Genomic DNA, 23,980 nt, shown 5'->3' on the forward strand with positions numbered 1-23,980 from the left:
CGCGTGACGCTACGCACCGCGCAAAAACAAAATGCCTGTATCAGCGGACTGACACAGGCATCTTGCTGGCGGCAATCGCCTCGATTACTTACGCAGACCCAGCTTCTCGATCAGTGCGCGGTAACGGTCGGCATCCTTGCCCTTGAGGTAGTCGAGCAGCTTGCGGCGGCGGCTCACCATGCGCAGCAGGCCGCGGCGGCTGTGGTGATCCTTCGCGTGGGTCTTGAAGTGACCCGTCAGTTCGACGATACGTGCGGTCAGCAGTGCGACCTGGACTTCGGGCGACCCCGTGTCGTTGGTAGCGCGGGCGAACTGGGCAACGACTTCCGACTTCTTGATATCTGCAACAGACATGTGATTTCCTTTCTAACTGAACAGGCGGACACGGAAGAATGGCCGTGCCGTGACTTACAACCGGCGGGCATTGTAGCACAACTCCGCGCCGTTCTTACCGCCCCCTGTCACGGGCGCGTCATCGAGCACGTCGACGGCATTTCCGTACGCGGCGCCGGCACCGCCAGCACCGTCCGGAAGCCATAGCCCGACCCCTCGTTGTCGAAGCGCACGCCGGGCGTGCCGGCCTTGTCCATCTCCATCACGTAAAGGGGCTGGATCAGCTGGTGATCCTGCGCGCGCATCCGCGACGCATGGAAGCCGTCGTCGAACGACAAACCCTCGAGCGCTCGTGCAACCGCAACGGGGTCGGCCGAACCCGCGCGGCTCATCGCCGCGGCCAGCATGTCGATCATCAGGCTCATCCGCCGCACCGGATAATCGTCCTGCGCGGCCGGGAAACGGGTCCGGAACGCGCGGTAGAACGCGTCCGATTTCGCGCCGCCCGCATTCGGGTGCCAGTCGGCCACGGCCACGACGCGTCCGACACCGGCGTCGCCGAGGGCCGCCGGCGCGCCGAGGCTGTTGCCGTAGAACGTATAGAACTTCGCGTTCAGCCCCTGTTCGCGCGCGGCCTTCACGAGCAGCGTGAGGTCGTTGCCCCAGTTGCCGGTCACGACGGCGTCAGCGCCGCTCGCACGGATCTTCGCGATATACGGCGCGAAATCCTTGATCCGGCCGATCGGGTGGAATTCGTCGCCGGCGATCGTCACGTCCGGGCGCCGCGCCGCCAGCGCCTGTCGCGCGAGCGTGCTGACGTCGTGGCCGAAGCTGTAGTCCTGGTTCAGCAGATAGACCTTGCGCAGCGCGCGATCGCGCGCCATCACGTCCGCGAGCGCGGCCATCCGCATGCCGGCATGCGCATCGAAACGGAAATGCCAGAAGCTGCAGCGCGCGCCGGTCAGCGCCGGATCGTCGGCCGAATAGTTCAGGAACAGCATCCGGTTGTCCGGGTCGCGTGCGTTCAGCTTGTCGAGCGCTGCGACGAGCGCGGCCGCGACGGCCGAGCTGTTGCCTTGCGCAACGAAGCCGATATGCCGGTCGGCGGCCGCGCGCAACTGCACGAGCGCCTCCTCCGGGCTGCCCTTGCTGTCGAGCACGACGAGTTCGAGCGGGTGCGCGCCGTCGCGCAGCTTCACGCCGCCCGCCGCGTTGACCTGCTCGACGCCGAAGCGCAGGTTGCGCTCGACGGCCGCGCCCGCATTCGCGAACGGGCCCGACATCCCTTCGATCAGCGCGATCCGCACCGGCTCGCCGCCGGCAAACGCGGACGACACCAGCATCCACCCTGCGCTCAGCGCGAGCGCGCACCGCTTCCAGCCCTGCATCGGCCACCTGCCCTTCAAATCTGCCCGAGAAGCGCGGATCATAGGCCGGCGCACCCGTCGCCCGCAAGCGTGGCCATGCCGGCGATCCGCACCGATTTTTTCCGCACAATGCGCCGTCGCGCGCCGTCCGTGATAAAACGGGACTTGTTTCCGTGTTCTGGAGAATCCCCATGCGCATTCGCATTTCCGCGCGCCTGCCGGTGCTGGCCGCCTGCGCCGCCGCGCTGCTGGCCGGTTGCGCGCAACCGTGGCAGCAATACCAGGCCGGCCAGGACGAGTCGGCGATCGTCGCGCGCATGGGCCCGCCGCGCGAGATCTACGACCTGCCCGGCGGCGGCAAGCGCCTGATGTGGCCGACCCAGCCGATGGGCGAAGTCACGGTCGCAGCCGACGTCGACGCGGCCCACAAGATCGTCAACGTGCGCCAGGTGCTGCAGCCGAGCGAGTTCTATCGCGCCGAGATCGGCAAGTGGACGAAGACTGACGTGCTCGTCAATTTCGGACGCCCCGTCGAGACGTCCTACTTCCCGCTGATGAAGCGCGAGGTGTGGACGTACCGGTATCTCGAGGACAACGTCTGGTACATGATGTACAGCTTCTACTTCGATCCGCAGGGCATCCTGCGCATCACGCAGAAAACACCGGATCCGCTGCACGACCCCGATCGCCGCAACCTGTTCTGACCGATTACGCATTTACGCGCAATGTTCACAATGGCCATTCACGAATTATTGCGTGAATGGCCATTTCTTTTTTTCCGTTTAATTATTTAACCCGTGAAATAAGACGGAAAAGTTTTCCGGTCGATGACAGCCCGATGGCAATTCGCTGAGCGCCCCGTCATGCGGGCCTTTACGCGGAAACAGGCACGCGCAGTGCATGTCATGCGTCGGCTTGGTGCATGCAATGCACTCTGCCAAATCAATTTGAAACAATTTGTTTCAACACCCCCGGAGTGCTAGGGCATACCCCTAATATCAGTCCAAATCGAACCTTTCAATTTAGAAAGCTTGCAATTGCGTCATTTCGGCCGATATTTATTTGCCTTCATCACAAAGGAGTCCTCATGAATCGCCCCAAGAGCATGCTGGTTGCCAACATCGCCTGGGCCCGCGAAACGCGTGAACACACGCCCGGCTTCTTCGACGCGCTCGCGCGCGGCCAGAATCCGCGCGTCCTGTGGATCGGCTGTGCGGACAGCCGCGTGCCGGCCGAAACCATCACGCACTGCGCGCCCGGCGAACTGTTCGTCCATCGCAACATCGCGAACCTGTTCCACCCTGACGACGACAACTCCGCCAGCGTGCTCGAGTACGCAGTGCGCGTGCTGAAGGTCGACCACGTGATCGTGTGCGGACACTACGGCTGCGGCGGCGTGCGCGCATCGCTGCTGCCGCCGCCGGCCGACCTGCCGCACGTCGCGCGCCGCATCGCGCCGCTTTGCGCGCTCGCGCGCCGCCATCGCGACACACTCGACGGGCTCGACGACACGGCCGCCGCCGACCGCCTCGCCGAGCTTAACGTGCTCGAACAGGTTCGGCTGCTGCGCGCGTCGCTGATCGTGCGCGGCCGCGAACGGCCGCCGCTCGTGCACGGCTGGATCTTTTCGCTCGCCGACGGCCGTCTTCTGGAGCTCGATTCCGGCTACGCGGCGCCGCCCGCCGACGTCGAACCCGCGCTGGCCGCCGCCGCGCTCGGCTGATTCATCCCCCGCCCCAACGCCAATGAAATCGCCCCAACCATGAAACTGAACGAGCGCCTGTCCACCCTGCCGCGCGACATCGTCGCCGGCATCGTCGTTTTCCTCGTCGCGCTGCCGCTCTGTCTCGGCATCGCCAATGCCTCCGGCGTCGAGCCGTTCGCCGGGCTCGTGTCCGGCATCGTCGGCGGCATCGTCGTCGCGCTGCTGAGCGGCTCGTCGCTATCCGTCAGCGGGCCGGCCGCCGGTCTCGTCGTGATCGTCGTCGAAGGGATCGCACAACTCGGCAGCTTCTCCGCGTTCCTGCTCGCTGTGCTGCTGTCCGGTGTGCTGCAGTTCGGGTTCGGCATGCTGCGCGCCGGCCGCTTCGCCGCCTACGTGCCGTCGCCCGTCATCAAGGGCATGCTCGCCGCGATCGGCCTGCTGCTGATCGTGAAGCAGATTCCGTTCGCGTTCGGCATCGGCGGCTCGGCCGCGCAATCGTTTGCGAACTGGCCGAACCTGCCGGTCGCATGGGCCGCCACGGCCATCGCGCTCGCGTCGCTCGCACTGCTGATCGCGTGGGACACGCCTGCACTGCGCCGCTTCGCGCTAGTACGCTCGGTGCCCGCGCCGCTCGCGGTCGTCGTGCTCGGGATCGGCGCGACGCTCGTGCTGGGCTTCGTCGCGCCAGCCGTTGCGCCGGGCGCCGCCCATCGCGTGACGCTGCCCGAACTCGGATCGTTCGCGGCGTTCGCCGCTTCGCTCAAGCACGCGGAGCTCGGGCCGAACTTCGCGCAGCTGGTCAATCCGGACGTGTGGCGCGTCGCGATCACGCTCGCGGTCGTCGCAAGCCTGGAAACGCTGCTGAGCCTCGAAGCGGTCGAGCAGATCGACCCGAAGCGCCGGCCGACCCAGCCCGACCGCGAACTGAAGGCCCAGGGTGTCGGCAATCTGGTCGCGGGTGCGGTCGGCGGCCTGCCGATCACGTCGGTGATCGTGCGCAGCTCGGTGAACGTCAATGCGGGCGCGCAAAGCCGGATGTCGGCCATCGTGCACGGGATGCTGCTGCTCGCGAGCGTGTTCGCGCTCACCGGCCTCATCAACCTGATCCCGCTCGCGAGCCTGGCCGCGATCCTGATCCACACCGGCTTCAAGCTCGCGAAACCGGCGCTGTTCCGCTCGGTGATGAAACAGGGGCCGGCGGCATTCGTGCCGTTCGCCGCGACGATCGTCGGCGTGCTCTCGGTCGACCTGCTGTTCGGCATCGCGCTCGGCCTCGCGTGCAGTGTGCTGGCGGTCGCCGTCGCGAACCTGAAGAGTCCCGTCACGCTCGCTCAGCATGACGACCACTTCCTGCTGTCGTTCCGCAAGGACGTGTCGTTTCTCGGCAAGGTGCAGGTCAAGCATCACTTGCGGCACATTCCGGACCGCGCGGCGGTGATCATCGACGCAACGCGCGCCGACTACATCGATCACGACGTGCTCGAATTGCTCGAGGCGTTCGTCGCCGATGCGCCGCGGCGCGGGATCGCCGTCGAGTTCCGCCGGCGCAGCCCGGCGCCGCGCCCGGCTACGCGCCGCTGGCTGTTCCGCGCGCCGGCCGCCGAATGAGCGACAGATGAAAAAACGCCCCGGCGGCGCAGGGCCGCACGGGGCGTTCCGGTCATGCGCAGCGCGCGGCGCTTACGAGCGCTGCGGGTTGAGTTTGTCGTCCTTCGAATGCAGCTTGTTGAGCGCGGAGATGTACGCCTTCGCCGATGCGGCAACGATGTCCGGATCGGTGCCGACGCCATTGACGATCCGCCCGCTCTTCGACAGCCGGACGGTCACTTCGCCCTGTGCCTGCGTGCCGGTCGTGATCGCGTTCACCGAATACAGCAGCAGTTCGGAACCGCTGCCGACTTCGCCCTCGATCGCGTTGAAGGTCGCGTCGACCGGGCCGTTGCCGCGCGCCTCGCCGGTCACTTCCTTGCCTTCGACCGCGAACACGATCTTCGCCTGCGGCTGCTCGCCCGTTTCCGAACGCTGCGACAGCGACACGAACTTGAAGTGTTCCTGCTCGTGCGCGAGCGCCGATTCCTCGGACACGATCGCGATGATGTCCTCGTCGAAGATCTCCGCCTTGCGGTCGGCCAGATCCTTGAAACGCATGAACGCGGCGTTCAGTTCGGTTTCGCTGTCGAGCGACACGCCGAGCTCCTGCAGGCGCTGCTTGAACGCGTTGCGGCCCGACAGCTTGCCGAGCACGATCTTGTTCGCGGTCCAGCCCACGTCTTCCGCACGCATGATCTCGTAAGTGTCGCGCGCCTTCAGCACGCCGTCCTGGTGGATACCCGACGCATGCGCGAACGCATTCGCGCCGACCACCGCCTTGTTCGGCTGCACGACGAAACCGGTGATCTGCGACACGAGCTTCGACGTCGGCACGATCTGCGTCGTGTCGATGCCGACGTCGAGGCCGAAGTAGTCCTTGCGCGTCTTCACGGCCATCACGATTTCTTCCAGCGACGTGTTGCCCGCGCGCTCGCCGAGACCGTTGATCGTGCATTCGATCTGACGCGCGCCGCCGATCTTCACGCCGGCGAGCGAGTTCGCGACGGCCATCCCGAGGTCGTTATGGCAGTGCACCGAGAAAATCGCCTTGTCCGAGTTCGGAATGCGCTCGCGCAGCGTCTTCACGAGGTTGCCGTAGAGCTCCGGCACGCCGTAGCCGACGGTGTCGGCAATGTTGATCGTGGTCGCACCTTCGGCGATCACGGCTTCCAGCACGCGGCACAGGAAGTCGAGATCGGAGCGGCTGCCGTCTTCCGGCGAGAACTCGACGTTGTCCGTGAACTTGCGCGCGAAACGCACTGCGAGGCGCGCCTGCTCGAACACCTGGTCGGGCGTCATCCGCAGCTTCTTTTCCATGTGCAGCGGCGACGTCGCGATGAACGTGTGGATCCGGAAGCTGTTGGCCGGCTTCAGCGCGTCGGCCGCGCGCTGGATGTCCTTGTCGTTGGCCCGCGCCAGCGAACAGATCGTGCTGTCCTTCACGAGACCGGCGATCGTGTGGATCGCGTCGAAATCGCCGTTCGAGCTGGCCGCGAAGCCGGCTTCGATCACGTCGACCTTCATCCGCTCGAGATGCTTCGCGATGCGGATTTTCTCTTCCTTCGTCATCGACGCGCCGGGCGATTGTTCGCCGTCACGCAACGTCGTATCGAAAATGATCAGCTTGTCTGTCATGGGGGGCTCCAGGGCTCTTTATACGGAAGTCAAACGTAATGAGATCGCGCCACCGCTGGCGACGCTCAACAACAGACGAGGCTTGAGACGGGGGGCGAGAACGGTCAGCGCGGCAGGCGCGCCAAAGCTAGCGCGCGTAGCGGCGCACCGGCTAGAAGGAGGGAGAGGCGGGACAATGCAGTCATGCCGAAGACTATAGCGGCATTCCGTTGGGTGCGCAATCGGACGGCACCCGGGAATTCCGGCGCTCGGGCCGAATAAGGGGCAAATGAAAACGGCGGCCCCGAGGCCGCCGTTTCCGCGCAGATCGCGCGTCAGTGATCGCGTTGCGACGAGCGCGCCGGATTCGCGCGCCCGCGGATCGCCATGTAGGCCCAGAACACGTAGCCCGACAGCCCGTACAGCACGAACAGGCAGAACAGCATCAGCGGCGGATCGGACGACACGAGCACGAACGCGACGACGACCAGCAGGATCGCCGCGAACGGCACGCGGTGCCGCACGTCGAGCGCCTTGCCGCTGTAGAACGGCGCGTTCGACACCATCGTCACGCCCGCGTAGATCGTCAGCACGAACGCGACCCACGGCAGCCAGCCGAGCTTCATCGGCACGCGGTTGTCGGTCGCGAGCCACACGAAGCCCGCGATCAGCGCGGCGGCGGCCGGACTCGGCAGCCCCTGGAAGAAGCGCTTGTCGACCACGCCGATGTTCGTGTTGAAGCGCGCGAGACGCAGCGCGGCGCCCGAGCAGTAGACGAACGCGGCGAGCCAGCCCCAGCGGCCGAGATCCTTCAGCACCCACTCGTACATCACGAGCGCGGGCGCGACGCCGAACGAGACCATGTCCGACAGGCTGTCGAACTGCTCGCCGAACGCGCTCTGCGTATGCGTCATGCGTGCGACGCGCCCGTCCATCCCGTCGAGCACCATCGCGACGAAAATCGCGATCGCGGCAATTTCGAAACGGACGTTCATCGCCTGCACGACCGCGAAGAAGCCGCAGAACAGCGCGGCGGTCGTGAACGCGTTCGGCAACAGGTAGATGCCGCGCGTCTTCAGGAACCGCTGGCGCGCGGCGCGGCGGCTCTCGAGCGGCGCCGGATCGGGCGCCATCACCTTGTTGCGGCGAAACGGACGTGGCGTCTGGCCGGAGCCGTTACGCGGCCGACGCGGTTTGAATGCGGCCATCGTGCGCCCCGCCGCTTACTGCTCGAGCTCGGCGAGGATCGTCGACGACGCGTAGACCTTCTCGCCGATCGACACCTTCGCGCGGCTGCCGAGCGGCAGGTACACGTCGACGCGCGAACCGAAGCGGATGAAACCGTAGCGCTGGCCGCGCGACAGCGGCTCGCCGGCACGGACGTAGCAGAGAATCCGGCGGGCCACGAGGCCTGCGATCTGCACGGCGGTGACGGTCTTGCCGCTTGCCGTCTGGATCACGACCGCATTGCGCTCGTTCTCGGTCGACGCCTTGTCGATCGCCGCGTTCAGGAATGCGCCCGGGAAGTACTCGACCTTGGTGATCGCGCCATCGACCGGGGAACGCTGCGAATGGACATTGAATACATTCATGAACACGCTGATCTTCAGCGCTTCACGGTTCGCGTACGGGTCTTGTGCGGTCTCGACCGCGACGATGCGGCCGTCTGCCGGGCACAGCACCGCATTCGGCTGCGCGGGGATCGGGCGCTGCGGATCGCGGAAGAACTGGACGACGAAGACGAGCAGCAGCCAGAACGGCCACGCGAAGCCGAAGCCCCCGACGGCGTGGATCAACAGCGCGATGACGGCAGCAATCGCGATGAACGGCCAGCCTTCGCGCGCGATGATCGGATGAGGATAGTTCATGGATTCGTTCTGTGTTCGGTGAATTGCAAAGCCCGTAGGATAGCAAAAGCCGCCCGGGGCACTGCTGCCTTCGGACGGCTTTTTGATACCGACCCTCCTCTCGAAGGGCCGGAACAGCACGCGGTGCTTAGTTCTTCGTCTGGTCGACGAGCTTGTTCTTCGCGATCCACGGCATCATCGCACGCAGCTTCGCACCGACCTGTTCGATCTGGTGCTCGGCCGTCAGGCGACGGCGCGACTGCAGCGTCGGTGCGCCTGCCTTGTTCTCGAGAATGAAGCTCTTGGCGTACTCGCCCGTCTGGATGTCGGTCAGGCACTGCTTCATCGCCTTCTTCGTCTCTTCCGTGACGACGCGCGGGCCCGTCACGTACTCGCCGTACTCGGCGTTGTTCGAGATCGAGTAGTTCATGTTCGCGATGCCGCCTTCGTAGATCAGGTCGACGATCAGCTTCAGTTCGTGCAGGCACTCGAAGTACGCCATTTCCGGCGCGTAGCCTGCTTCGACCAGCGTTTCGAAGCCAGCCTTGATCAGCTCGACGGTACCGCCGCACAGCACGGCCTGCTCGCCGAACAGGTCGGTTTCGGTTTCTTCACGGAAGTTCGTCTCGATGATGCCGGCACGGCCGCCGCCGTTCGCTGCCGCGTACGACAGCGCGATGTCGCGTGCCGCGCCCGACTTGTTCTGCGCAACCGCGATCAGGTGCGGCACGCCGCCACCTTGCGAGTACGTGCCGCGCACGGTGTGGCCCGGTGCCTTCGGCGCGATCATGATCACGTCGAGGTCGGCGCGCGGGATCACCGCGCCGTAGTGGACGTTGAAGCCGTGCGCGAACGCCAGCGCTGCGCCCTGCTTGATGTTCTCGTGAACTTCCTTCGCGTACACGTCGGCGATCTGCTCGTCCGGCAGCAGCATCATGACGACGTCTGCGCCCTTCACCGCTTCCGCGACTTCCTTGACCGACAGGCCGGCGTTCTCGGCCTTGCTCCACGACGCGCCGCCCTTGCGCAGGCCGACCGTCACGTTCACGCCGCTGTCCTTCAGGTTCAGCGCGTGTGCATGGCCTTGCGAGCCGTAGCCGATGATCGTGACTTGCTTGCCCTTGATGAGGGAGAGGTCAGCGTCTTTGTCGTAGAAAACGTTCATGATGGTTCCTTCGCTAATTCAAAAATTCAACAATTCGTTCGGATGGAGTACTGCGGGCCGGGACATGACGGCGCACCCGGCGTGCCTTTGGGCATCACACCTTCAGGATGCGCTCGCCGCGTCCGATGCCGGAGCTGCCGGTGCGCACGGTCTCCAGGATCGCGCCCGCGTCCAGCCCCTGGATGAATGCGTCGAGCTTGTCGCTCGCGCCCGTCAATTCGATCGTGTAGGTCTTTTCGGTCACGTCGATGATGCGGCCGCGGAAAATATCCGACATCCGCTTCATTTCTTCACGCTCCTTGCCCACTGCACGTACCTTGATCAGCATCAGCTCGCGTTCGATGTGTGCACCGTCGGTCAGGTCCACCACTTTCACCACCTCGATAAGGCGGTTCAGATGCTTCGTGATCTGTTCGATCACGTCGTCGGAGCCAATGGAAACGATGGTGAGCCGCGACAGCGATTGGTCTTCGGTCGGCGCCACCGTCAAGGTTTCGATGTTGTAGCCGCGTGCGGAAAACAGGCCGACCACGCGCGACAGCGCGCCCGGTTCGTTCTCCAGCAGGACGGAAATGATGTGTCTCATGTTCGCTTCTTCCAGAATGTGTCCGTGTCGATTCACTCGCGCCGCGCGCCGCCGCGTGCCGCACCGCCCTTCGTGAAGGCGGCCGCATCCGGGCCCAAGCGCGCGTCGCGCCGTTACAGATCTTCCGATCCGAGCAGCATCTCGGTGATGCCCTTGCCGGCCTGTACCATCGGCCAGACGTTTTCGGTCGGATCGGTCTGGAAGTCGAGAAACACGGTGCGATCCTTCAGGCGCAGCGCTTCCTTCAGCGCCGGCTCCACATCCGAAGTCTTTTCGATTCGCATCCCGACATGGCCGTACGCTTCGGCGAGCTTCACGAAATCCGGCAGCGCATCCATGTACGAATGCGAATAGCGCTTGCTGTATTCGATCTGCTGCCACTGGCGAACCATGCCGAGGTAGCGGTTGTTCAGCGAAATGATCTTCACGGGCGTGTCGTACTGCAGGCAGGTCGACAGTTCCTGGATGCACATCTGGATCGAGCCTTCGCCCGTGATGCACAGCACGTCGTCGTCCGGGTGCGCCATCTTGACGCCCATCGCTGCCGGCAGGCCGAAGCCCATCGTGCCGAGGCCGCCGGAGTTGATCCAGCGACGCGGCTTGTTGAAACGGTAGAACTGCGCAGCCCACATCTGGTGCTGGCCGACGTCCGAGCACACGAACGCATTGCCGTCCGTCAGCTCCCACGCCTTCTCCACCACGTACTGCGGCTTGATGATCTCGCTTTCGCGATCGAACTTCAGGCAGTCCTTCGAGCGCCAGCCCTCGATGTCCTTCCACCATTGCGCGAGCGCCTCGGTGTCGGGGCCATGCTCGGCCGTCTGCAGCTGTTCGATCAGCTCCTTCAGCACTTCCTTCACGTCGCCGACGATCGGGATGTCAACCTTCACACGCTTCGAGATCGACGACGGGTCGATGTCGATGTGGATGATCTTGCGCGGACGCGACGCGAAGTGCGCCGGGTCGCCGATCACGCGGTCGTCGAAGCGGGCACCGATCGCGATCAGCACGTCGCAGTGCTGCATCGCCATGTTCGCTTCGTAGGTGCCGTGCATGCCGAGCATGCCGAGGAATTTCTTGTCCGACGCGCGATAGCCGCCGAGGCCCATCAGCGTGTTCGTGACCGGGTAGCCGAGCAGGTCCGCGAACTGGTTCAGTTCACGCGACGCGTCGGCGAGGATGATGCCGCCACCCGTGTAGATGTAAGGACGCTTCGCCGTCAGCAGCAGCGACACGGCCTTGCGGATCTGGCCCGAATGGCCCTTCGTGACGGGGTTGTACGAACGCAGCGACACGCTCTTGACGGGCTCGTACTGGCACGGCGTCTTCGAGATGTCCTTCGGGATGTCGATCAGCACCGGGCCCGGACGGCCGGTACGGGCGATGTAGAACGCCTTCTTGACGGTTTCCGCGAGGTCGCGCACGTCCTTCACGAGGAAGTTGTGCTTCACGCACGGACGCGTGATGCCGACGGTGTCGCATTCCTGGAAAGCGTCCTGGCCGATCGCGGCAGTCGGCACCTGGCCGCTGATCACGACCATCGGGATCGAATCCATGTAGGCCGTTGCGATGCCGGTCACCGCGTTGGTGACACCGGGGCCCGACGTCACGAGGCAGACGCCGACATTGCCGGTGGAGCGCGCATACGCATCGGCTGCGTGCACGGCCGCCTGTTCATGGCGCACCAGCACGTGCTGAATCTTGTCTTGCTTGTACAGCTCGTCGTAGATGTAGAGAACCGAGCCGCCGGGGTAGCCCCAGATGAATTCGACGTTTTCGTCGGCCAGTGCCTTCATGAGCACGGTACCGCCGATGGAGTCGCTATCGGGAGGGGAAAGGGGTTCCGACGTGGAGAATTCCGCGCTGGGCATGTTCATTTTGACCTTTCGAATTTTCGGCAAAAAATTGATCGGGTGCTCTCTGCCGGGCTTGTGGCTCGGGTTCAAGCGGCGCGTCCAGTTTGAAGGGCGGGCTTCTTGGGCCAGCCTCAAATGAGACCATCACTTCATGTTGCGAATCATTGACGATAGCGGGTCGCGATGGGGTCGTCAAGCAAAATATCCCGCACCGCATCATGCGCGCCGCCCGGCGCCCCGCCGCCGCGGCTCGCGCGCAACGTGCCGCCCCCAACCCGGTGCCAAGCGGCACGAAAATTTGATAGCATCCGCGGGTTTTACGAAATTTTTCGACCTTTTACACCACGCAGCGGCCCGCAGCGCATACCTTCACGGAATGGCATCAGACAAGGAACTCGCCGACTTTCTGGCGGGCGTCGAAAGGCGCGCGTTCAAGCAGGCTGCGTACGCCGTGCGTGACGACGATGCGTCGCTCGACATCGTGCAGGACGCGATGATCAAGCTCGCAGAGAAGTACGGCGACCGGCCGGCGGCCGAATTGCCGCTGCTTTTTCAGCGGATCCTGCAGAACGCGATCCACGACTGGTTCCGCCGGCAGAAAGTCCGCAATACGTGGGTGACGCTCTTCTCGTCGCTGAACAATACCGACGACGACGACTTCGACCCGCTCGAAACGCTCGAATCCGCGGACGACAACGCGGGCGTCGAGAGCAGCGAGCACCGCCTCGAAAGAGAGCAGGTTCTGGCCCTGATCGACGAAGAAATCCAGAAACTTCCAGCGCGTCAACGGGAAGCGTTCCTGATGCGTTATTGGGAAGATATGGATGTCGCCGAGACTGCCGCCGCAATGGGGTGCTCCGAAGGCAGTGTGAAAACGCACTGCTCTCGCGCCACTCACACGCTGGCGCACGCGCTCAAGGCCAAAGGAATCACGCTATGAGCTCCGCTCCCGAAAACCGAGAACACGAATTCGCGCTGAAGGTGCGCCGCGCGCTCGACGAGCGCGCGACCGCCCTGCCGGCCGCGACCACCGACCGTCTGGCCGCCGCCCGCCGGGCTGCGCTCGCGCGCAAGAAGCCCGAAGCCGCGACCGCGCCGGTGTTCGTGCCGGCCTTCGCCGGCGCGGCCGGTGCGTACGGCACGGCGCCCTTGAACCGCCCGCAAGGGTCGTTCGCGCGCCGCCTGCTGCGCGCGTGGCCGCTCGCGCTGCTGCTCGCGGGGCTCGTCGGCATCGCCTACTGGGAAGACATGCAGCGCACCGCCGAACTCGCCGACATCGACGCGGCGATGCTCAGCGACGACCTGCCGCTCAACGCGTATCTCGACCACGGGTTCAACGCGTATCTTTCGCGCGCCCACTAACAGACAAGAACGAGGGGATCGCACGGGTGAGTCAGAAGCGCGGCCTGGCCGTATTTTTCGGATGCGTGATCGCAATCGCCGTTTCCTACGTCGCCACCTATCCCCGATTCCACCCGGCCCCCGCGACGACCACCGTCGCGGCCAACAGCCCTGCCGCGCCCGCTTCGGCCGCGACCGGGCTGACCACCGAACTCCCTGCGCTGCCCCTGCCGCTGCCGGCCGCCAACGGCCCGCTGTCGTGGGCGCGCCTCACGCCGGCGCAGCGCGCGGCACTCGCGCCGTTCGCCGACCAGTGGGACGGCTTCAGCGACGCCCGCAAGCGCAAATGGCTGAAAATCGCATCGCGTTTCGCGAAGTTGTCGACCGATGACCAAAAGCGCCTGCAGGACCGGATGGCCGAATGGGCCAAGATGACGCCCGAGCAGCGCCGCGTCGCGCGCGAGAACTACCAGAGCGCGAAGGAGCTGTCCGCGCAGGCACGCGAGCGCGCGTGGAAGGCCTACCAGCAACTCCCCGAGGAGCAGAAGGAACGTCTCGCGGCCGCCGAGCGCCGTCGCAAGCCGAGCGTCGTCAGCGCACCGCCGACCGTCGCCGACCGTGACGTCCGCCGCCTCGTCAATTCGCACGAACACCCGGCAAGCGGCGCGACCACCGCACCGGCGCCCGCCTCGGCCGGCGCCGCCGCGCAGCCGGTGCCCGCGTCGTCGACCTCTGGCGCGGCGTCCGCGCCGGCCGCCGTGGCGCCGGTATCGCCCGCCGACGCGCCTTCGCTGTTCAAGGGCTCCTGAGCGGCCGTGGCAGACGCCCACGTATCCGGGACCCCGACCGCCGCGCCGTCCGTGCGGCGGCGCCTCGCTGCGCTGCTCTACGAAGGCGTGCTGCTGTTCGGCGTCGTGTTCTTCGCCGGGCTCGCATTCAGCCTCGCGACCCAGCAACGCAACGGCCTCGTCCATCACAACCTGCTTGCCGCGTGGATCGCGCTCGTCGTCGGCGCGTACTTCGTGTGGTTCTGGACGCATGGCGGCCAGACGCTGCCGATGAAGACCTGGCGGCTGCGCCTCGAATCGTCGAGCGGCCGGCCGCTGAGCGCCGGCCACGCGCTCGTCCGCTATGCGCTCGGCTGGCTGTGGTTCCTGCCGCCGCTCGCGCTGCACCCGCTCCTCGGCCTGTCGGTGCCCGTCACGCTCGCGCTCACGGCCGCGTGGATCGTCGTCTGGGCCGGCGCCGCCCGGCTCCATGCCGGCCGCCAGTTCCCGCACGACCGGATCGCGCGCACGCGCGTCGTCGCGATACCGCGCTGACGCACCGCATTCGCCAGACGAAAACCGCTCTTCCCGCCCTCCGTCACCCGGCCCGGCGGCCTTGCCGGACAACCATCAACCGTTCCGTGCGGCAGGTTACGCAACGCCGTTTCATTCACTGCTAAACACCCTACAACGGTCGTAATAAGAACGTCTCGTGACTGTCACGGCACAGTCACGCCCGCATGGCGGAATGCCGGTAATGTCAACCGGCGCGAGTCATGCATGGGCCAGAAAACGTCCGCGACCTCACTGTTCCGTCACCCCATCGGCGCCCGCGCCGCCACTGCCTTCCTGTCCGGCTCGGCTGCAAGCGACAGCCTGGCGTCGCAAGAACCGCCTGCCGCGCATTCCACGCAGCACGAGGACCCCGACGCGCCCGCCCATCGCTACCGCACCATCTGGCTGTCCGACATCCACCTCGGCTCGAGCGGTTGCCAGGCGCCGTACCTGCTCGACTTCCTGCGCCACAACGATTCGGAATACCTGTACCTCGTCGGCGACATCATCGACGGCTGGCAGCTGAAGAAGGGCTGGTACTGGCCGCAGGCGCACAACGACGTCGTGCAGAAGATCCTGCGCAAGGCGCGCAAGGGCACGCAGGTCGTCTACATCCCCGGCAACCACGACGAAGGCGCGCGGCAGTTCTGCGACCTCGCGTTCGGCGACATCCAGGTGCGCGGCGAGGCGTTCCACACGACGCTTGCGGGCAAACGTTTGTGGATCGTGCACGGCGACCTGTTCGACGGCGTGATCCAGCACGCGAAATGGCTCGCGTATCTCGGCGACACGCTCTACACGCTGATCCTCGTGCTGAACCGCTGGTTCAACCGGATCCGCAGCCGGCTCGGCTTCCAGTACTGGTCGCTGTCGCAGTACCTGAAGCACCAGGTCAAGAACGCGGTCAACTTCATCTCGCAGTTCGAGACCGTGATGACCGACGAGGCGCGCCGCCGCGGCTGCGACGGTGTCGTGTGCGGCCACATCCACAAGGCCGAGATCCGCGACATCGACGGCGTGCTGTATTGCAACGACGGCGACTGGGTCGAAAGCCTGTCCGCGCTCGTCGAAACGATGGAAGGCGAACTGAAGATCGTCTACTGGACGGTGATGCGCACCGCGCCGTCGGAGACCACGTCGCGCAAGGCCAAGGCCACTGCCTGACACAACCCTACTTACAGGACACATGCCGCGATGAAGATCATGATCGTCACCGACGCGTGGGAACCGCAGGTCAACGGCGTCGTGCGCACGCTGAAGAGCACGTCGCGCGAACTCACGGCGCTCGGCCACCGCGTCGAAATGCTGACGCCGCTGGAATTCCGCACGGTGCCCTGCCCAACCTACCCCGAGATCCGCCTGTCGATCCTGCCGTACCGCAAGCTGCGCGCGCGGATCGATGCGTTCGCACCCGACGCGCTGCACATCGCGACCGAAGGCCCGCTCGGCCTCGCCGCGCGACGCTATGCGCGCGCCCGCAAGCTGCCGTACACGACCGCGTACCACACGCGCTTTCCGGAATACGTGCAGGCGCGCTTCGGCATCCCGCTCGCCGCGACCTACCGCTTCCTGCACTGGTTCCACGGCCCGTCGCTCGCCGTGATGGCGCCGACGCCGGTCGTCAAGCAGGACCTCGAGAAATTCGGCTTCACGAACGTCGTGCTGTGGACCCGCGGCGTCGACCTCGACGTGTTCCGGCCGATGGAATCGAAGGTGCTCAACACGGCGCGGCCGATCTTCCTGTACGTGGGCCGCGTCGCGATCGAGAAGAACGTCGAGGCGTTCCTGCGCCTCGACCTGCCGGGCTCGAAGTGGGTCGCGGGCGAAGGCCCCGCGCTCGCGGAACTGAAGTCGCGCTATCCGGAGGCGAACTATCTCGGCGTGCTGTCACAGGCCGAGCTTGCGAAGGTGTATGCTGCGGCCGACGTGTTCGTGTTTCCGAGTCGCACCGACACGTTCGGCCTCGTGCTGCTCGAGGCGCTCGCCTGCGGCACGCCGGTGGCCGCGTATCCCGTCACGGGCCCGATCGACGTGCTCGGCGGGGGCGATGCCGGCGCGATGCACGAGGACCTGCAGGAAGCCTGCCTCGAGGCGCTGAAGATCGAACGCACGACTGCGCGCGCGTGGGCCGAACGCTTCTCGTGGCGCGCGGCATCCGAGCAGTTCGCGTCGCATCTGAAGCCGCTGCCGAAGACCGCGTACTCGCCAGCCGAAGGTGCCGCCGTTTGAAACGAGACCTGAACGACAAGACCCCGCCCCCCGACGCCACGCCGCAACGGCACCGCCCGTTCGACGAGGAAGAGCCGCACGCCGAAGCGGACGTGCACGCGCACGAGCCGCTCGGCCCCGACGATCAACTGTCGCCGCTGCCGCCGAACCCGTACAAGCGCCATCGCGGCATCACGCGCGCGTGGTTCGCCCTCAAGCATTCGCTGAACGGCTTTCGCGTCGCGATCCGCGAGGAAAGCGCATTTCGCCAGGAGCTCACGCTGGCCGCGCTGATGCTCCCGATCGGCGCATTCGCGCCGGTGCCGGCCGCGTCGCGCGCGCTGCTGATCGGCTCGGTGCTGCTCGTGCTGATCGTCGAGCTGCTGAACTCGAGCGTCGAAGCCGCGATCGACCGCATCTCGCTCGAGCGCCACGAACTCTCCAAGCGCGCGAAGGACCTCGGCAGCGCGGCCGTGACGGTCGCGCTGTTCGCGTGCGTGACGACGTGGGGCTTCGTGCTCGGCCCGGTCGTCGCACGCTGGCTCGGCTTCTAGCCGACGACCGCCCGGCAAACGCCTTTCGCCCCGCCCGCGTGCGGCGCTGCACCATGCGCCGCGCGGGGCCGCGATCACGAAATGCGCCCGATGTGGCGAAACCCCGGTTTATAATCGTCCGCTAGACATAGAACAGCAACCCGCGCCGGACGAATCACGCAGCATCGATTGCAGCGCCCGCCAGTCCGGCACACACAGGGCCGGACGACATGGAAGCGAAACCTCCCCGCCGCACCCGCGAACGGATTCTCGAGTTGTCGTTGAAACTCTTCAACGAGATCGGCGAGCCGAACGTCACGACCACGACGATCGCCGAGGAAATGGAAATCAGTCCAGGCAACCTGTACTACCATTTCCGCAACAAGGACGACATCATCAACAGCATCTTCGCGCAGTTCGAGCAGCAGATCGAACGGCGGCTGCGCTTTCCCGAAGATCATCGTCCGACGATCGACGAAACCTGGTCGTACCTGCAGTACATGGCCGATTTCATGTGGACCTACCGGTTCCTGTATCGCGACCTCAACGACCTGCTCGCCCGTAACCGCACGCTCGAGACGCACTTCAAGCAGATCATCAGCCACAAGGTGCGCTTCGCGCACGACATGTGCGAGCTGCTCGTGTCCGACGCGGAAATGGTCGCGACGCCCACCGAGATCGAAGTCATCGCGACCAACATGGCCGTCATCTCGACCTACTGGCTGTCGTATCAGTACGTGATGCATCCGCGCAAATACAACGACCAGGACGCGATCCGCGAGGAACTGCACCAGGTCAGCATGCACGTGATCTCCGTGATGGCGCCGTACCTGCGCGGCCGTTCGCGCCAGCTGTTCGACGACCTGGTCTCCGGCAAGCTGCCCAAGCGCCAGTTCACCGACTACCTGCCGCCGCGCGACGGCTCGCCGCGCCCGGCCGGCAGCCCGGTCACCACCGGGCAGCCCCCCGCCAAGGATTCCAAGCAATGAAGGCAGTCTGTGTTTACTGCGGCTCGTCGCCCGGCGTGCGGCCCGTCTATGCCGACGCCGCGCGCGCCTTCGGCCGCGCGCTCGTCGATGCGGGCCTCACGCTCGTCTACGGCGGCGGCCGCGTCGGCCTGATGGGCGTGATCGCCGACGAAGTGATGGCGGCCGGCGGCCGTGCGGTCGGCGTGATCCCCGAACTGCTCGTCGACAAGGAAGTCGGCCATACGGGGCTGTCGGAACTGCACGTCGTGCCCGACATGCACCACCGCAAGAAAATGATGGCCGACCTCTCCGACGCGTTCGTCGCGATGCCCGGCGGCGCCGGCACGCTCGAAGAGCTCTTCGAGGTCTACACGTGGGCGCAGCTCGGCTATCACCGCAAGCCCGTCGCGGTCTACAACATCGATTCGTTCTACGATCCGTTGATCTCGCTCTTGCGTCATACGGTCGACGAGGGCTTCATGCGTCCGGCCTATTTCGACGCACTGTGCGTCGAATCCGATCCCGTCGAACTGATCGAGCGGCTGCGCAGCTACCAGCCGCCCGCCCACGACAAGTGGGCGCCCGACGCAGCGAAGTAACCGTCACCCGAACCCGCGCACCATGACCGCACCGTCCGATCGCAAGGCAGTCCTCATCACCGGCGCAAGTCGCGGCATCGGCCGCGCGACCGCCGTGCTCGCGGCCGAACGCGGCTGGGACGTCGGCATCAACTATGCGCGCGACGCGGCAGCGGCCGAACTGACCGCGCAAGCCGTCCGCGACGCGGGCGGCCGCGCGTGCATCGTCGCGGGCGATGTCGCGAACGAGGCGGACGTCGTCGCGATGTTCGATACCGTTGCCGCCGAGTTCGGCCGTCTCGACGCGCTCGTCAACAATGCGGGTATCGTCGCGCCGTCGCTGCCGCTCGCCGAGATGCCGGTCGACCGGCTGCGCCGGATGTTCGACACCAACGTGCTCGGCGCGTATCTGTGCGCACGCGAAGCCGCACGCCGGCTGTCCACCGACCGCGGCGGCCACGGCGGCGCGATCGTCAACGTGTCGTCGATCGCGTCCCGGCTCGGTTCGCCGAACGAGTACGTCGACTACGCGGGGTCGAAAGGCGCGGTCGACTCGTTGACGATCGGTCTTGCGAAGGAACTCGGCCCGCACGGCGTGCGCGTCAACGCGGTGCGCCCCGGACTGATCGAGACCGAAATTCACGCGAGCGGCGGCCAGCCGGGCCGCGCGGCCCGCCTCGGCGCGCAAACGCCGCTCGGCCGCGCCGGCGACGCGCAGGAGATCGCCGAGGCGATCGTCTGGCTGCTCGGCGACGCGGCGTCCTACACGACGGGCGCCCTGCTCGACGTCGGCGGCGGCCGCTAACCTGACGCACGGCGCAACAAATTCGCCGCGGAAAACAATCTGTCGTCACGGCACCACAAATCTCCACAATTTCGTGACGGTTTCAGTAAACATCCGTAATAGTTCCGTGCTCTACTAGCGACCAGTCAGACAGGCGTCATAAACGTCTGTTCTTTGCCGCCTTGATGCGGCCCTTAATGGTCCGACCCATGTCGCCGGACCACCTCGACTCGACCCGAGATCTTTTCCATGCCTGGAACCGCAGCGCCCAGCCGGCGACGCACGCCCGTGCCCGCCTCGGCCGCGCACACCCGCTCGACCGCCGACACCGACGTCACCGCGACGCTCGACGCCGCCGGCACGCCCGTCGTGGCCTCGACCACCTCCGCCAGCACCGCGCGCGACCGCTCGCTCCTGCTCGGCTGGCGGGCCTGGCTGTTCGTCGCTGCGCTGGTGTGTGCGTATACGCTGCCGGGCGTGCTCGGCCACGATCCGTGGAAACAGGACGAAACCTACACGTTCGGCATCATCCAGCACATGCTCGAGACCGGCGACTTCGTCGTGCCGACCAATGCCGGCCTGCCGTTCATGGAAAAGCCGCCGCTTTATGCGTGGGTCGCGACCAGCCTCGCCTGGCTGCTGCAGCGCGTGATGCCGCTGCACGACGCGGCGCGGCTCGCGAGCGCGCTGTTCGCCGCGCTCGCATTCGGCTGCATCGCGCGCGCGGCGCGCGTGGCCAGCCGCGCGGACTCCTGGTTCGACCTGCGCGTGATCGGGCCGGTCGTGCTGAGCGCAGGCACGCTCGTCGTCATCAAGCACGTGCACGACATGATGACGGACGTCGCGTTGTTCGCGGGCACGGCGATGGGGTTCTGCGGGCTGCTCGAACTCGTGACGCAGCAGGTCGCGCGCGCGCAGCAGATGCGGCACGGGCTGCCGGTACGCCCGTCGGCCCGCTGGGCCGCGCCGATCTTCGGCGCGGGCGTCGGCATCGCGCTGATGACAAAGGGGTTGTTCGTCCCGCTCGTGTTCGCGGCCACGCTCGTCTGCACCCTGCTGCTCTACCCGGCCTGCCGCACGCGCTCGTTCGCACGCAGCCTCGGCATCGCCGCGCTCGTGTTCGCGCCGTTCGCGCTGATCTGGCCGACCGCGCTGTTCCTGCGCTCCGAACCGCTGTTCATGACGTGGTTCTGGGATAACAACGTCGGCCGCTTCTTCGGGTTCTCCGTTCCCGAACTGGGCGCGGAAAACGACAAGCCGTTCTTCATCCTGCGCGCGTTCCTGCTCGTCGGCTTCCCGGTCGCACCGCTCGCGATCGTCGCGCTGGCCCGCGGCGCATGGCGCGACTGGCGCACGCCGCGCATCGCGCTGCCCGTACTGTTCACCAGCATCGGGCTCGTGGTGCTGCAAGTGTCCGCGACGTCGCGCCAGCTCTACATCCTGCCGTTCTTCGCGCCGCTCGCGCTGGTCGCCGCGCAGGCGATCGAACGCCTGCCGCGCCGGCTGCATCTCGCGTGGGATTACTTCAGCCGCGTGCTGTTCGGCACGACCGTCGCGCTCGCGTGGGCGATTTGGGCCGTCATGGCCGATCCGGCCGCGTCGCGTGCGGATCTCGCGTGGCTCGGCCGCTGGCTGCCGCTCGACTGGACGATGCCGATCCAGCCCGCGCTCGTGATCGGCGCGCTTGCGCTGACCGTCGGCTGGCTGACGCTGCTGCCGAAGCTGCGCACCACGGGCATGTGGCGCGGCGCGCTGTCGTGGGGCGCCGGCGCGCTCGTCGCATGGGGCCTCGTCTATACGCTGCTGCTGCCGTGGCTCGACGTCGCGAAGAGCTATCGTTCGGTGTTCGACGACCTGAACGCGCATCTCGCACTCGAATGGAACGACGGCGATTGCATGGCGAGCCTGCACGGGCTCGGCGAATCGGAAGCGCCGATGCTGTACTACTTCTCCGGCATCCAGCACACGCCGATCGACGACGCAAAGTCGACGCGCTGCACGTGGATGATCGTCCAGGGTGTGCGGGCCGTCGATCCGGCGCCCGGCAGCGAATGGAAACTGTTCTGGACGGGCGCCCGCCCCGGCGACAACGAGGAACTGCTGCGCGTGTACGTGCGTACGCCCGAACAGCACCTGCAGTGACGCAGGACGGCGCGATGCGCCGTCCTGCTTGCCTTCGACTTTCGCCGCGGTAGCCCGCTCCCGTCCGACCGGTGCGCAACCCTTGCGCGATACCCGTCCTTGAGGCACCCGCGTCAATCCGCGGGTTCGCTCCCCTCTTTACACCACTGCCCGAATCGTCAGAACGACGAACCGGGCTCGCGCAGAAACGCGGTTTCCTCGTCGGTCGATGCACGACCGAGAATCGCGTTCCGGTGCGGAAATCGGCCAAAGCGCTCGACGACGGCCGCGTGCAGCAGCGCGAAGCGGTGATAGCTCTCGCACCCGGCCTCGTCGCGAATGCCTGCGCACAGGCGCACGGCTTCACTTTGGCTCTCGATCGATTCATCGTGCTCGAACGGCAGATACGCGAACGCGCGGTGATGCCCGCCCGGCAACTGCGCATCCCAGCCGGCCGCGACGACGCGGCGTGCGAGCGCCAGCGCCTTCGGATCGGCGGCAAACGCGCGCGGCGTGCCGCGATGGATGTTACGCGAGAACTGGTCGAGCACGACGATCAACGCCAGCGCACCCGACGGCGACCCGGCCCAGTGATCGCACGCGCCGTCGCACGCAGCGTCGAGCAGCGCGCCGTAGCGCGTGCGCAGCACGTCGTCGAACGCCGCGCCGCCGTTGAACCACACCTTGCGTTCCTGCCCGAATTCGGCCGAACCCGGCTCGCCGAACCAGAAATCCAGAATCTCCCGTGCTTGCGGATCGAGCGCTGCCGCGCCCGTTTTCCCGGTATCGATCGTCATGCAAACTCCAGTACGAGGCGCCGTGTACGCGCACTCTTCTTTTCCAGTTTCGCGACCCGCAGCCCGCCGATTTCGGACGTGTTGCGCACATGCGTGCCGCCGCACGGCTGCAGGTCGACGCTTTCGATGCGCAACAGCCGCACGCGGCCGAGGCCCATCGGCGGCTTCACGCTCATCGTGCGCACGAGTTCGGGCCGCTCGGCCATCTCGTCGTCGGTAATCCATTCGGTCGTGACCGGATGCGCGCCGCCGACCAGGCCGGCGAGACGCCGCTCGACGTCGTCGCGGTCGATCGAATCGGACGTCGCGAAATCCAGCCGCACGTAGTCGGCCGTCACGCTGCAGCCGTCGACCGCGTACGGCAGCACCGCGCACATCAGGTGCGCGGCCGTGTGCAGGCGCATGTGCCGGTAGCGGCGCAGCCAGTCGATCTCCGCGACCACCCGCGTGCCGGGCGCGAGCGTCGCGACGCTCGCTTCCTGCCCCGGCGCCGGCACGTGCACGGCGTCGTCGGGCGTCGCGCCGTCGAACTTCGCCTTGCGCGTATCGGCGATCGCGATCGTGCTGCCGTCGGGCAGCGTCAGCGTGCCGGTGTCGCCGGCCTGGCCGCCGCCGAGCGGATAGAACACCGTGCGGTCGAGCCGGATGCCGTCTTCGCCGACGGCCTGGACGACCGCGTCGCATTGCGTGAGGTACGCGTCTTCGCGAAACAGCGCTTGTGTCGTCATCGGGCGAGCCTCGTATCGATTGGGGAAAACGGCCAGTGTCGCGCCGGGCTGCACGCGCGCCCAGACGCAGATCGTCCCGCGTACGGGCAGCGGCGTACCGGTCGATCAACCGGGCCGGTTGCGCATCCAGTCGGCCGTGTCGTAGAACGAATGCATCAGCCGCTCGCGCAGCGGCTCGGGCAACCCGACATCCTCCATCGCCCACGCCATGCAGCGCAGCCACTGGTCGCGCTCGACCGACGCGATCGGGAACGGCAGGTGCCGCGCGCGCAGCCGCGGATGGCCGAACCGGCTGATGTAGTGGTCGGGGCCGCCAAGCCAGCCGCACAAGAACCAGAACAGCTTGTCGCGCGAGCCGTCGAGCGACTGCGGATGCAGCGCGCGAATCTCCGCAAACTCGGGCTCGAGGTCCATCAGGTCGTAGAAGCGGTCCACCATTTCGCGCACGCGGGCTTCGCCGCCCACGAGCTCGAACGCCGTCGGCTGGGACGGCGCATCGTCATTCACATCGGTCATACGGATAGTCGGAAAACAGGA

General features: G+C 66.4%; 25 protein-coding genes. 14 read left to right on the top strand and 11 right to left on the bottom strand.

Annotated elements, in window-relative coordinates:
• Positions 1-84 precede the first annotated feature (84 nt).
• Positions 85-354, bottom strand: a complete 270-nt coding sequence (gene rpsO / locus ACWMMN_RS11965) for a 30S ribosomal protein S15 (protein WP_043188860.1) — start codon at positions 352-354, stop codon at positions 85-87.
• Positions 355-461: 107 nt separating this feature from the next.
• Positions 462-1,721, bottom strand: coding sequence for a branched-chain amino acid ABC transporter substrate-binding protein (locus ACWMMN_RS11970; RefSeq protein WP_059233599.1), 1,260 nt, complete (start codon positions 1,719-1,721; stop codon positions 462-464).
• 170 nt (positions 1,722-1,891) lie between these two features.
• Here ACWMMN_RS11970 and ACWMMN_RS11975 point away from each other — a divergent pair, with 170 nt between their 5' ends.
• From ACWMMN_RS11975 to ACWMMN_RS11985, 3 genes are all read left to right on the top strand, one after another.
• Positions 1,892-2,404 (top strand): hypothetical protein, encoded by a 513-nt coding sequence (locus tag ACWMMN_RS11975; protein WP_174993819.1) that lies wholly within the window; start codon positions 1,892-1,894, stop codon positions 2,402-2,404.
• Positions 2,405-2,787: 383 nt separating this feature from the next.
• Positions 2,788-3,423 (top strand): carbonic anhydrase, encoded by a 636-nt coding sequence (locus ACWMMN_RS11980; RefSeq protein ID WP_486422689.1) that lies wholly within the window; start codon positions 2,788-2,790, stop codon positions 3,421-3,423.
• A 39-nt stretch (positions 3,424-3,462) separates the two neighbouring features.
• On the top strand, positions 3,463-5,013 hold the full coding sequence (locus ACWMMN_RS11985; protein ID WP_059233596.1) for a SulP family inorganic anion transporter: 1,551 nt from the start codon (positions 3,463-3,465) through the stop codon (positions 5,011-5,013).
• Between the two features lie 72 nt (positions 5,014-5,085).
• On the opposite strand, the gene ACWMMN_RS11990 is transcribed toward ACWMMN_RS11985, so the two are convergent.
• The 6 genes from ACWMMN_RS11990 to ACWMMN_RS12015 all read right to left on the bottom strand — a co-directional run bounded on the left by ACWMMN_RS11990 (position 5,086) and on the right by ACWMMN_RS12015 (position 12,084).
• The gene (locus ACWMMN_RS11990) at positions 5,086-6,630 is read right to left on the bottom strand and encodes a 2-isopropylmalate synthase (protein ID WP_059233595.1); all 1,545 of its coding nucleotides are present in this window, start codon (positions 6,628-6,630) and stop codon (positions 5,086-5,088) included.
• Positions 6,631-6,944: 314 nt separating this feature from the next.
• The gene (gene pssA / locus ACWMMN_RS11995) at positions 6,945-7,817 is read right to left on the bottom strand and encodes a CDP-diacylglycerol--serine O-phosphatidyltransferase (RefSeq protein ID WP_059233594.1); all 873 of its coding nucleotides are present in this window, start codon (positions 7,815-7,817) and stop codon (positions 6,945-6,947) included.
• A gap of 15 nt (positions 7,818-7,832) precedes the next feature.
• The gene (locus ACWMMN_RS12000) at positions 7,833-8,477 is read right to left on the bottom strand and encodes a phosphatidylserine decarboxylase (protein ID WP_031401923.1); all 645 of its coding nucleotides are present in this window, start codon (positions 8,475-8,477) and stop codon (positions 7,833-7,835) included.
• Positions 8,478-8,604: 127 nt separating this feature from the next.
• Positions 8,605-9,621: a ketol-acid reductoisomerase gene (gene ilvC, locus ACWMMN_RS12005; protein ID WP_014896490.1), complete on the bottom strand. Its 1,017-nt coding sequence runs from the start codon at positions 9,619-9,621 to the stop codon at positions 8,605-8,607.
• A gap of 94 nt (positions 9,622-9,715) precedes the next feature.
• Positions 9,716-10,207 carry an acetolactate synthase small subunit gene (gene ilvN, locus ACWMMN_RS12010; RefSeq protein WP_006398781.1) on the bottom strand — a complete coding sequence of 164 codons (492 nt, stop codon included), beginning with the start codon at positions 10,205-10,207 and terminating at the stop codon, positions 9,716-9,718.
• Between the two features lie 113 nt (positions 10,208-10,320).
• Positions 10,321-12,084: an acetolactate synthase 3 catalytic subunit gene (locus tag ACWMMN_RS12015; protein WP_059233593.1), complete on the bottom strand. Its 1,764-nt coding sequence runs from the start codon at positions 12,082-12,084 to the stop codon at positions 10,321-10,323.
• A gap of 355 nt (positions 12,085-12,439) precedes the next feature.
• On the opposite strand from ACWMMN_RS12015, the gene ACWMMN_RS12020 reads away from it, so the two are divergent.
• From ACWMMN_RS12020 to ACWMMN_RS12070, 11 genes are all read left to right on the top strand, one after another.
• Complete coding sequence (locus tag ACWMMN_RS12020) at positions 12,440-13,003, top strand: RNA polymerase sigma factor (protein ID WP_048249338.1); 564 nt, start codon at positions 12,440-12,442, stop codon at positions 13,001-13,003.
• Positions 13,000-13,425 carry a DUF3619 family protein gene (locus ACWMMN_RS12025; protein WP_340624320.1) on the top strand — a complete coding sequence of 142 codons (426 nt, stop codon included), beginning with the start codon at positions 13,000-13,002 and terminating at the stop codon, positions 13,423-13,425. The genes ACWMMN_RS12020 and ACWMMN_RS12025 overlap by 4 nt, the downstream gene beginning before the upstream one ends.
• A 26-nt stretch (positions 13,426-13,451) precedes the next feature.
• Positions 13,452-14,213 (top strand): DUF3106 domain-containing protein, encoded by a 762-nt coding sequence (locus tag ACWMMN_RS12030; RefSeq protein WP_340624321.1) that lies wholly within the window; start codon positions 13,452-13,454, stop codon positions 14,211-14,213.
• A 6-nt stretch (positions 14,214-14,219) separates the two neighbouring features.
• Positions 14,220-14,726 carry an RDD family protein gene (locus tag ACWMMN_RS12035; protein WP_340624322.1) on the top strand — a complete coding sequence of 169 codons (507 nt, stop codon included), beginning with the start codon at positions 14,220-14,222 and terminating at the stop codon, positions 14,724-14,726.
• Between the two features lie 225 nt (positions 14,727-14,951).
• Entirely contained in the window at positions 14,952-15,890 is a 939-nt protein-coding gene (locus ACWMMN_RS12040; RefSeq protein ID WP_059233589.1) for a UDP-2,3-diacylglucosamine diphosphatase, read from the top strand.
• A gap of 30 nt (positions 15,891-15,920) precedes the next feature.
• Entirely contained in the window at positions 15,921-16,955 is a 1,035-nt protein-coding gene (locus ACWMMN_RS12045) for a glycosyltransferase family 4 protein (RefSeq protein WP_059233588.1), read from the top strand.
• The gene (locus tag ACWMMN_RS12050; RefSeq protein WP_059233587.1) at positions 16,952-17,488 is read left to right on the top strand and encodes a diacylglycerol kinase; all 537 of its coding nucleotides are present in this window, start codon (positions 16,952-16,954) and stop codon (positions 17,486-17,488) included. Before ACWMMN_RS12045 ends, ACWMMN_RS12050 begins: the two co-directional genes overlap by 4 nt.
• A gap of 209 nt (positions 17,489-17,697) precedes the next feature.
• On the top strand, positions 17,698-18,456 hold the full coding sequence (locus ACWMMN_RS12055; protein ID WP_059233586.1) for a TetR/AcrR family transcriptional regulator: 759 nt from the start codon (positions 17,698-17,700) through the stop codon (positions 18,454-18,456).
• On the top strand, positions 18,453-19,034 hold the full coding sequence (locus ACWMMN_RS12060; protein ID WP_059233585.1) for an LOG family protein: 582 nt from the start codon (positions 18,453-18,455) through the stop codon (positions 19,032-19,034). The genes ACWMMN_RS12055 and ACWMMN_RS12060 overlap by 4 nt, the downstream gene beginning before the upstream one ends.
• 22 nt (positions 19,035-19,056) lie before the next feature.
• The gene (locus tag ACWMMN_RS12065; RefSeq protein ID WP_059233584.1) at positions 19,057-19,818 is read left to right on the top strand and encodes an SDR family oxidoreductase; all 762 of its coding nucleotides are present in this window, start codon (positions 19,057-19,059) and stop codon (positions 19,816-19,818) included.
• A 228-nt stretch (positions 19,819-20,046) separates the two neighbouring features.
• On the top strand, positions 20,047-21,939 hold the full coding sequence (locus ACWMMN_RS12070) for an ArnT family glycosyltransferase (RefSeq protein WP_342702638.1): 1,893 nt from the start codon (positions 20,047-20,049) through the stop codon (positions 21,937-21,939).
• 158 nt (positions 21,940-22,097) lie between these two features.
• Here ACWMMN_RS12070 and ACWMMN_RS12075 read toward each other — a convergent pair whose 3' ends face one another.
• From ACWMMN_RS12075 to ACWMMN_RS12085, 3 genes are all read right to left on the bottom strand, one after another.
• A complete protein-coding gene (locus tag ACWMMN_RS12075) occupies positions 22,098-22,715 on the bottom strand; it encodes a DUF924 family protein (RefSeq protein WP_486422690.1) in 618 nt (205 codons plus the stop codon).
• Positions 22,712-23,443: an alanyl-tRNA editing protein gene (locus ACWMMN_RS12080; protein WP_174993816.1), complete on the bottom strand. Its 732-nt coding sequence runs from the start codon at positions 23,441-23,443 to the stop codon at positions 22,712-22,714. The genes ACWMMN_RS12075 and ACWMMN_RS12080 overlap by 4 nt, the downstream gene beginning before the upstream one ends.
• A gap of 105 nt (positions 23,444-23,548) precedes the next feature.
• On the bottom strand, positions 23,549-23,959 hold the full coding sequence (locus ACWMMN_RS12085) for a group II truncated hemoglobin (protein WP_174993815.1): 411 nt from the start codon (positions 23,957-23,959) through the stop codon (positions 23,549-23,551).
• Positions 23,960-23,980: the final 21 nt, after the last annotated feature.

The organism is Burkholderia cepacia complex sp. TUM26381 (assembly GCF_057439935.1).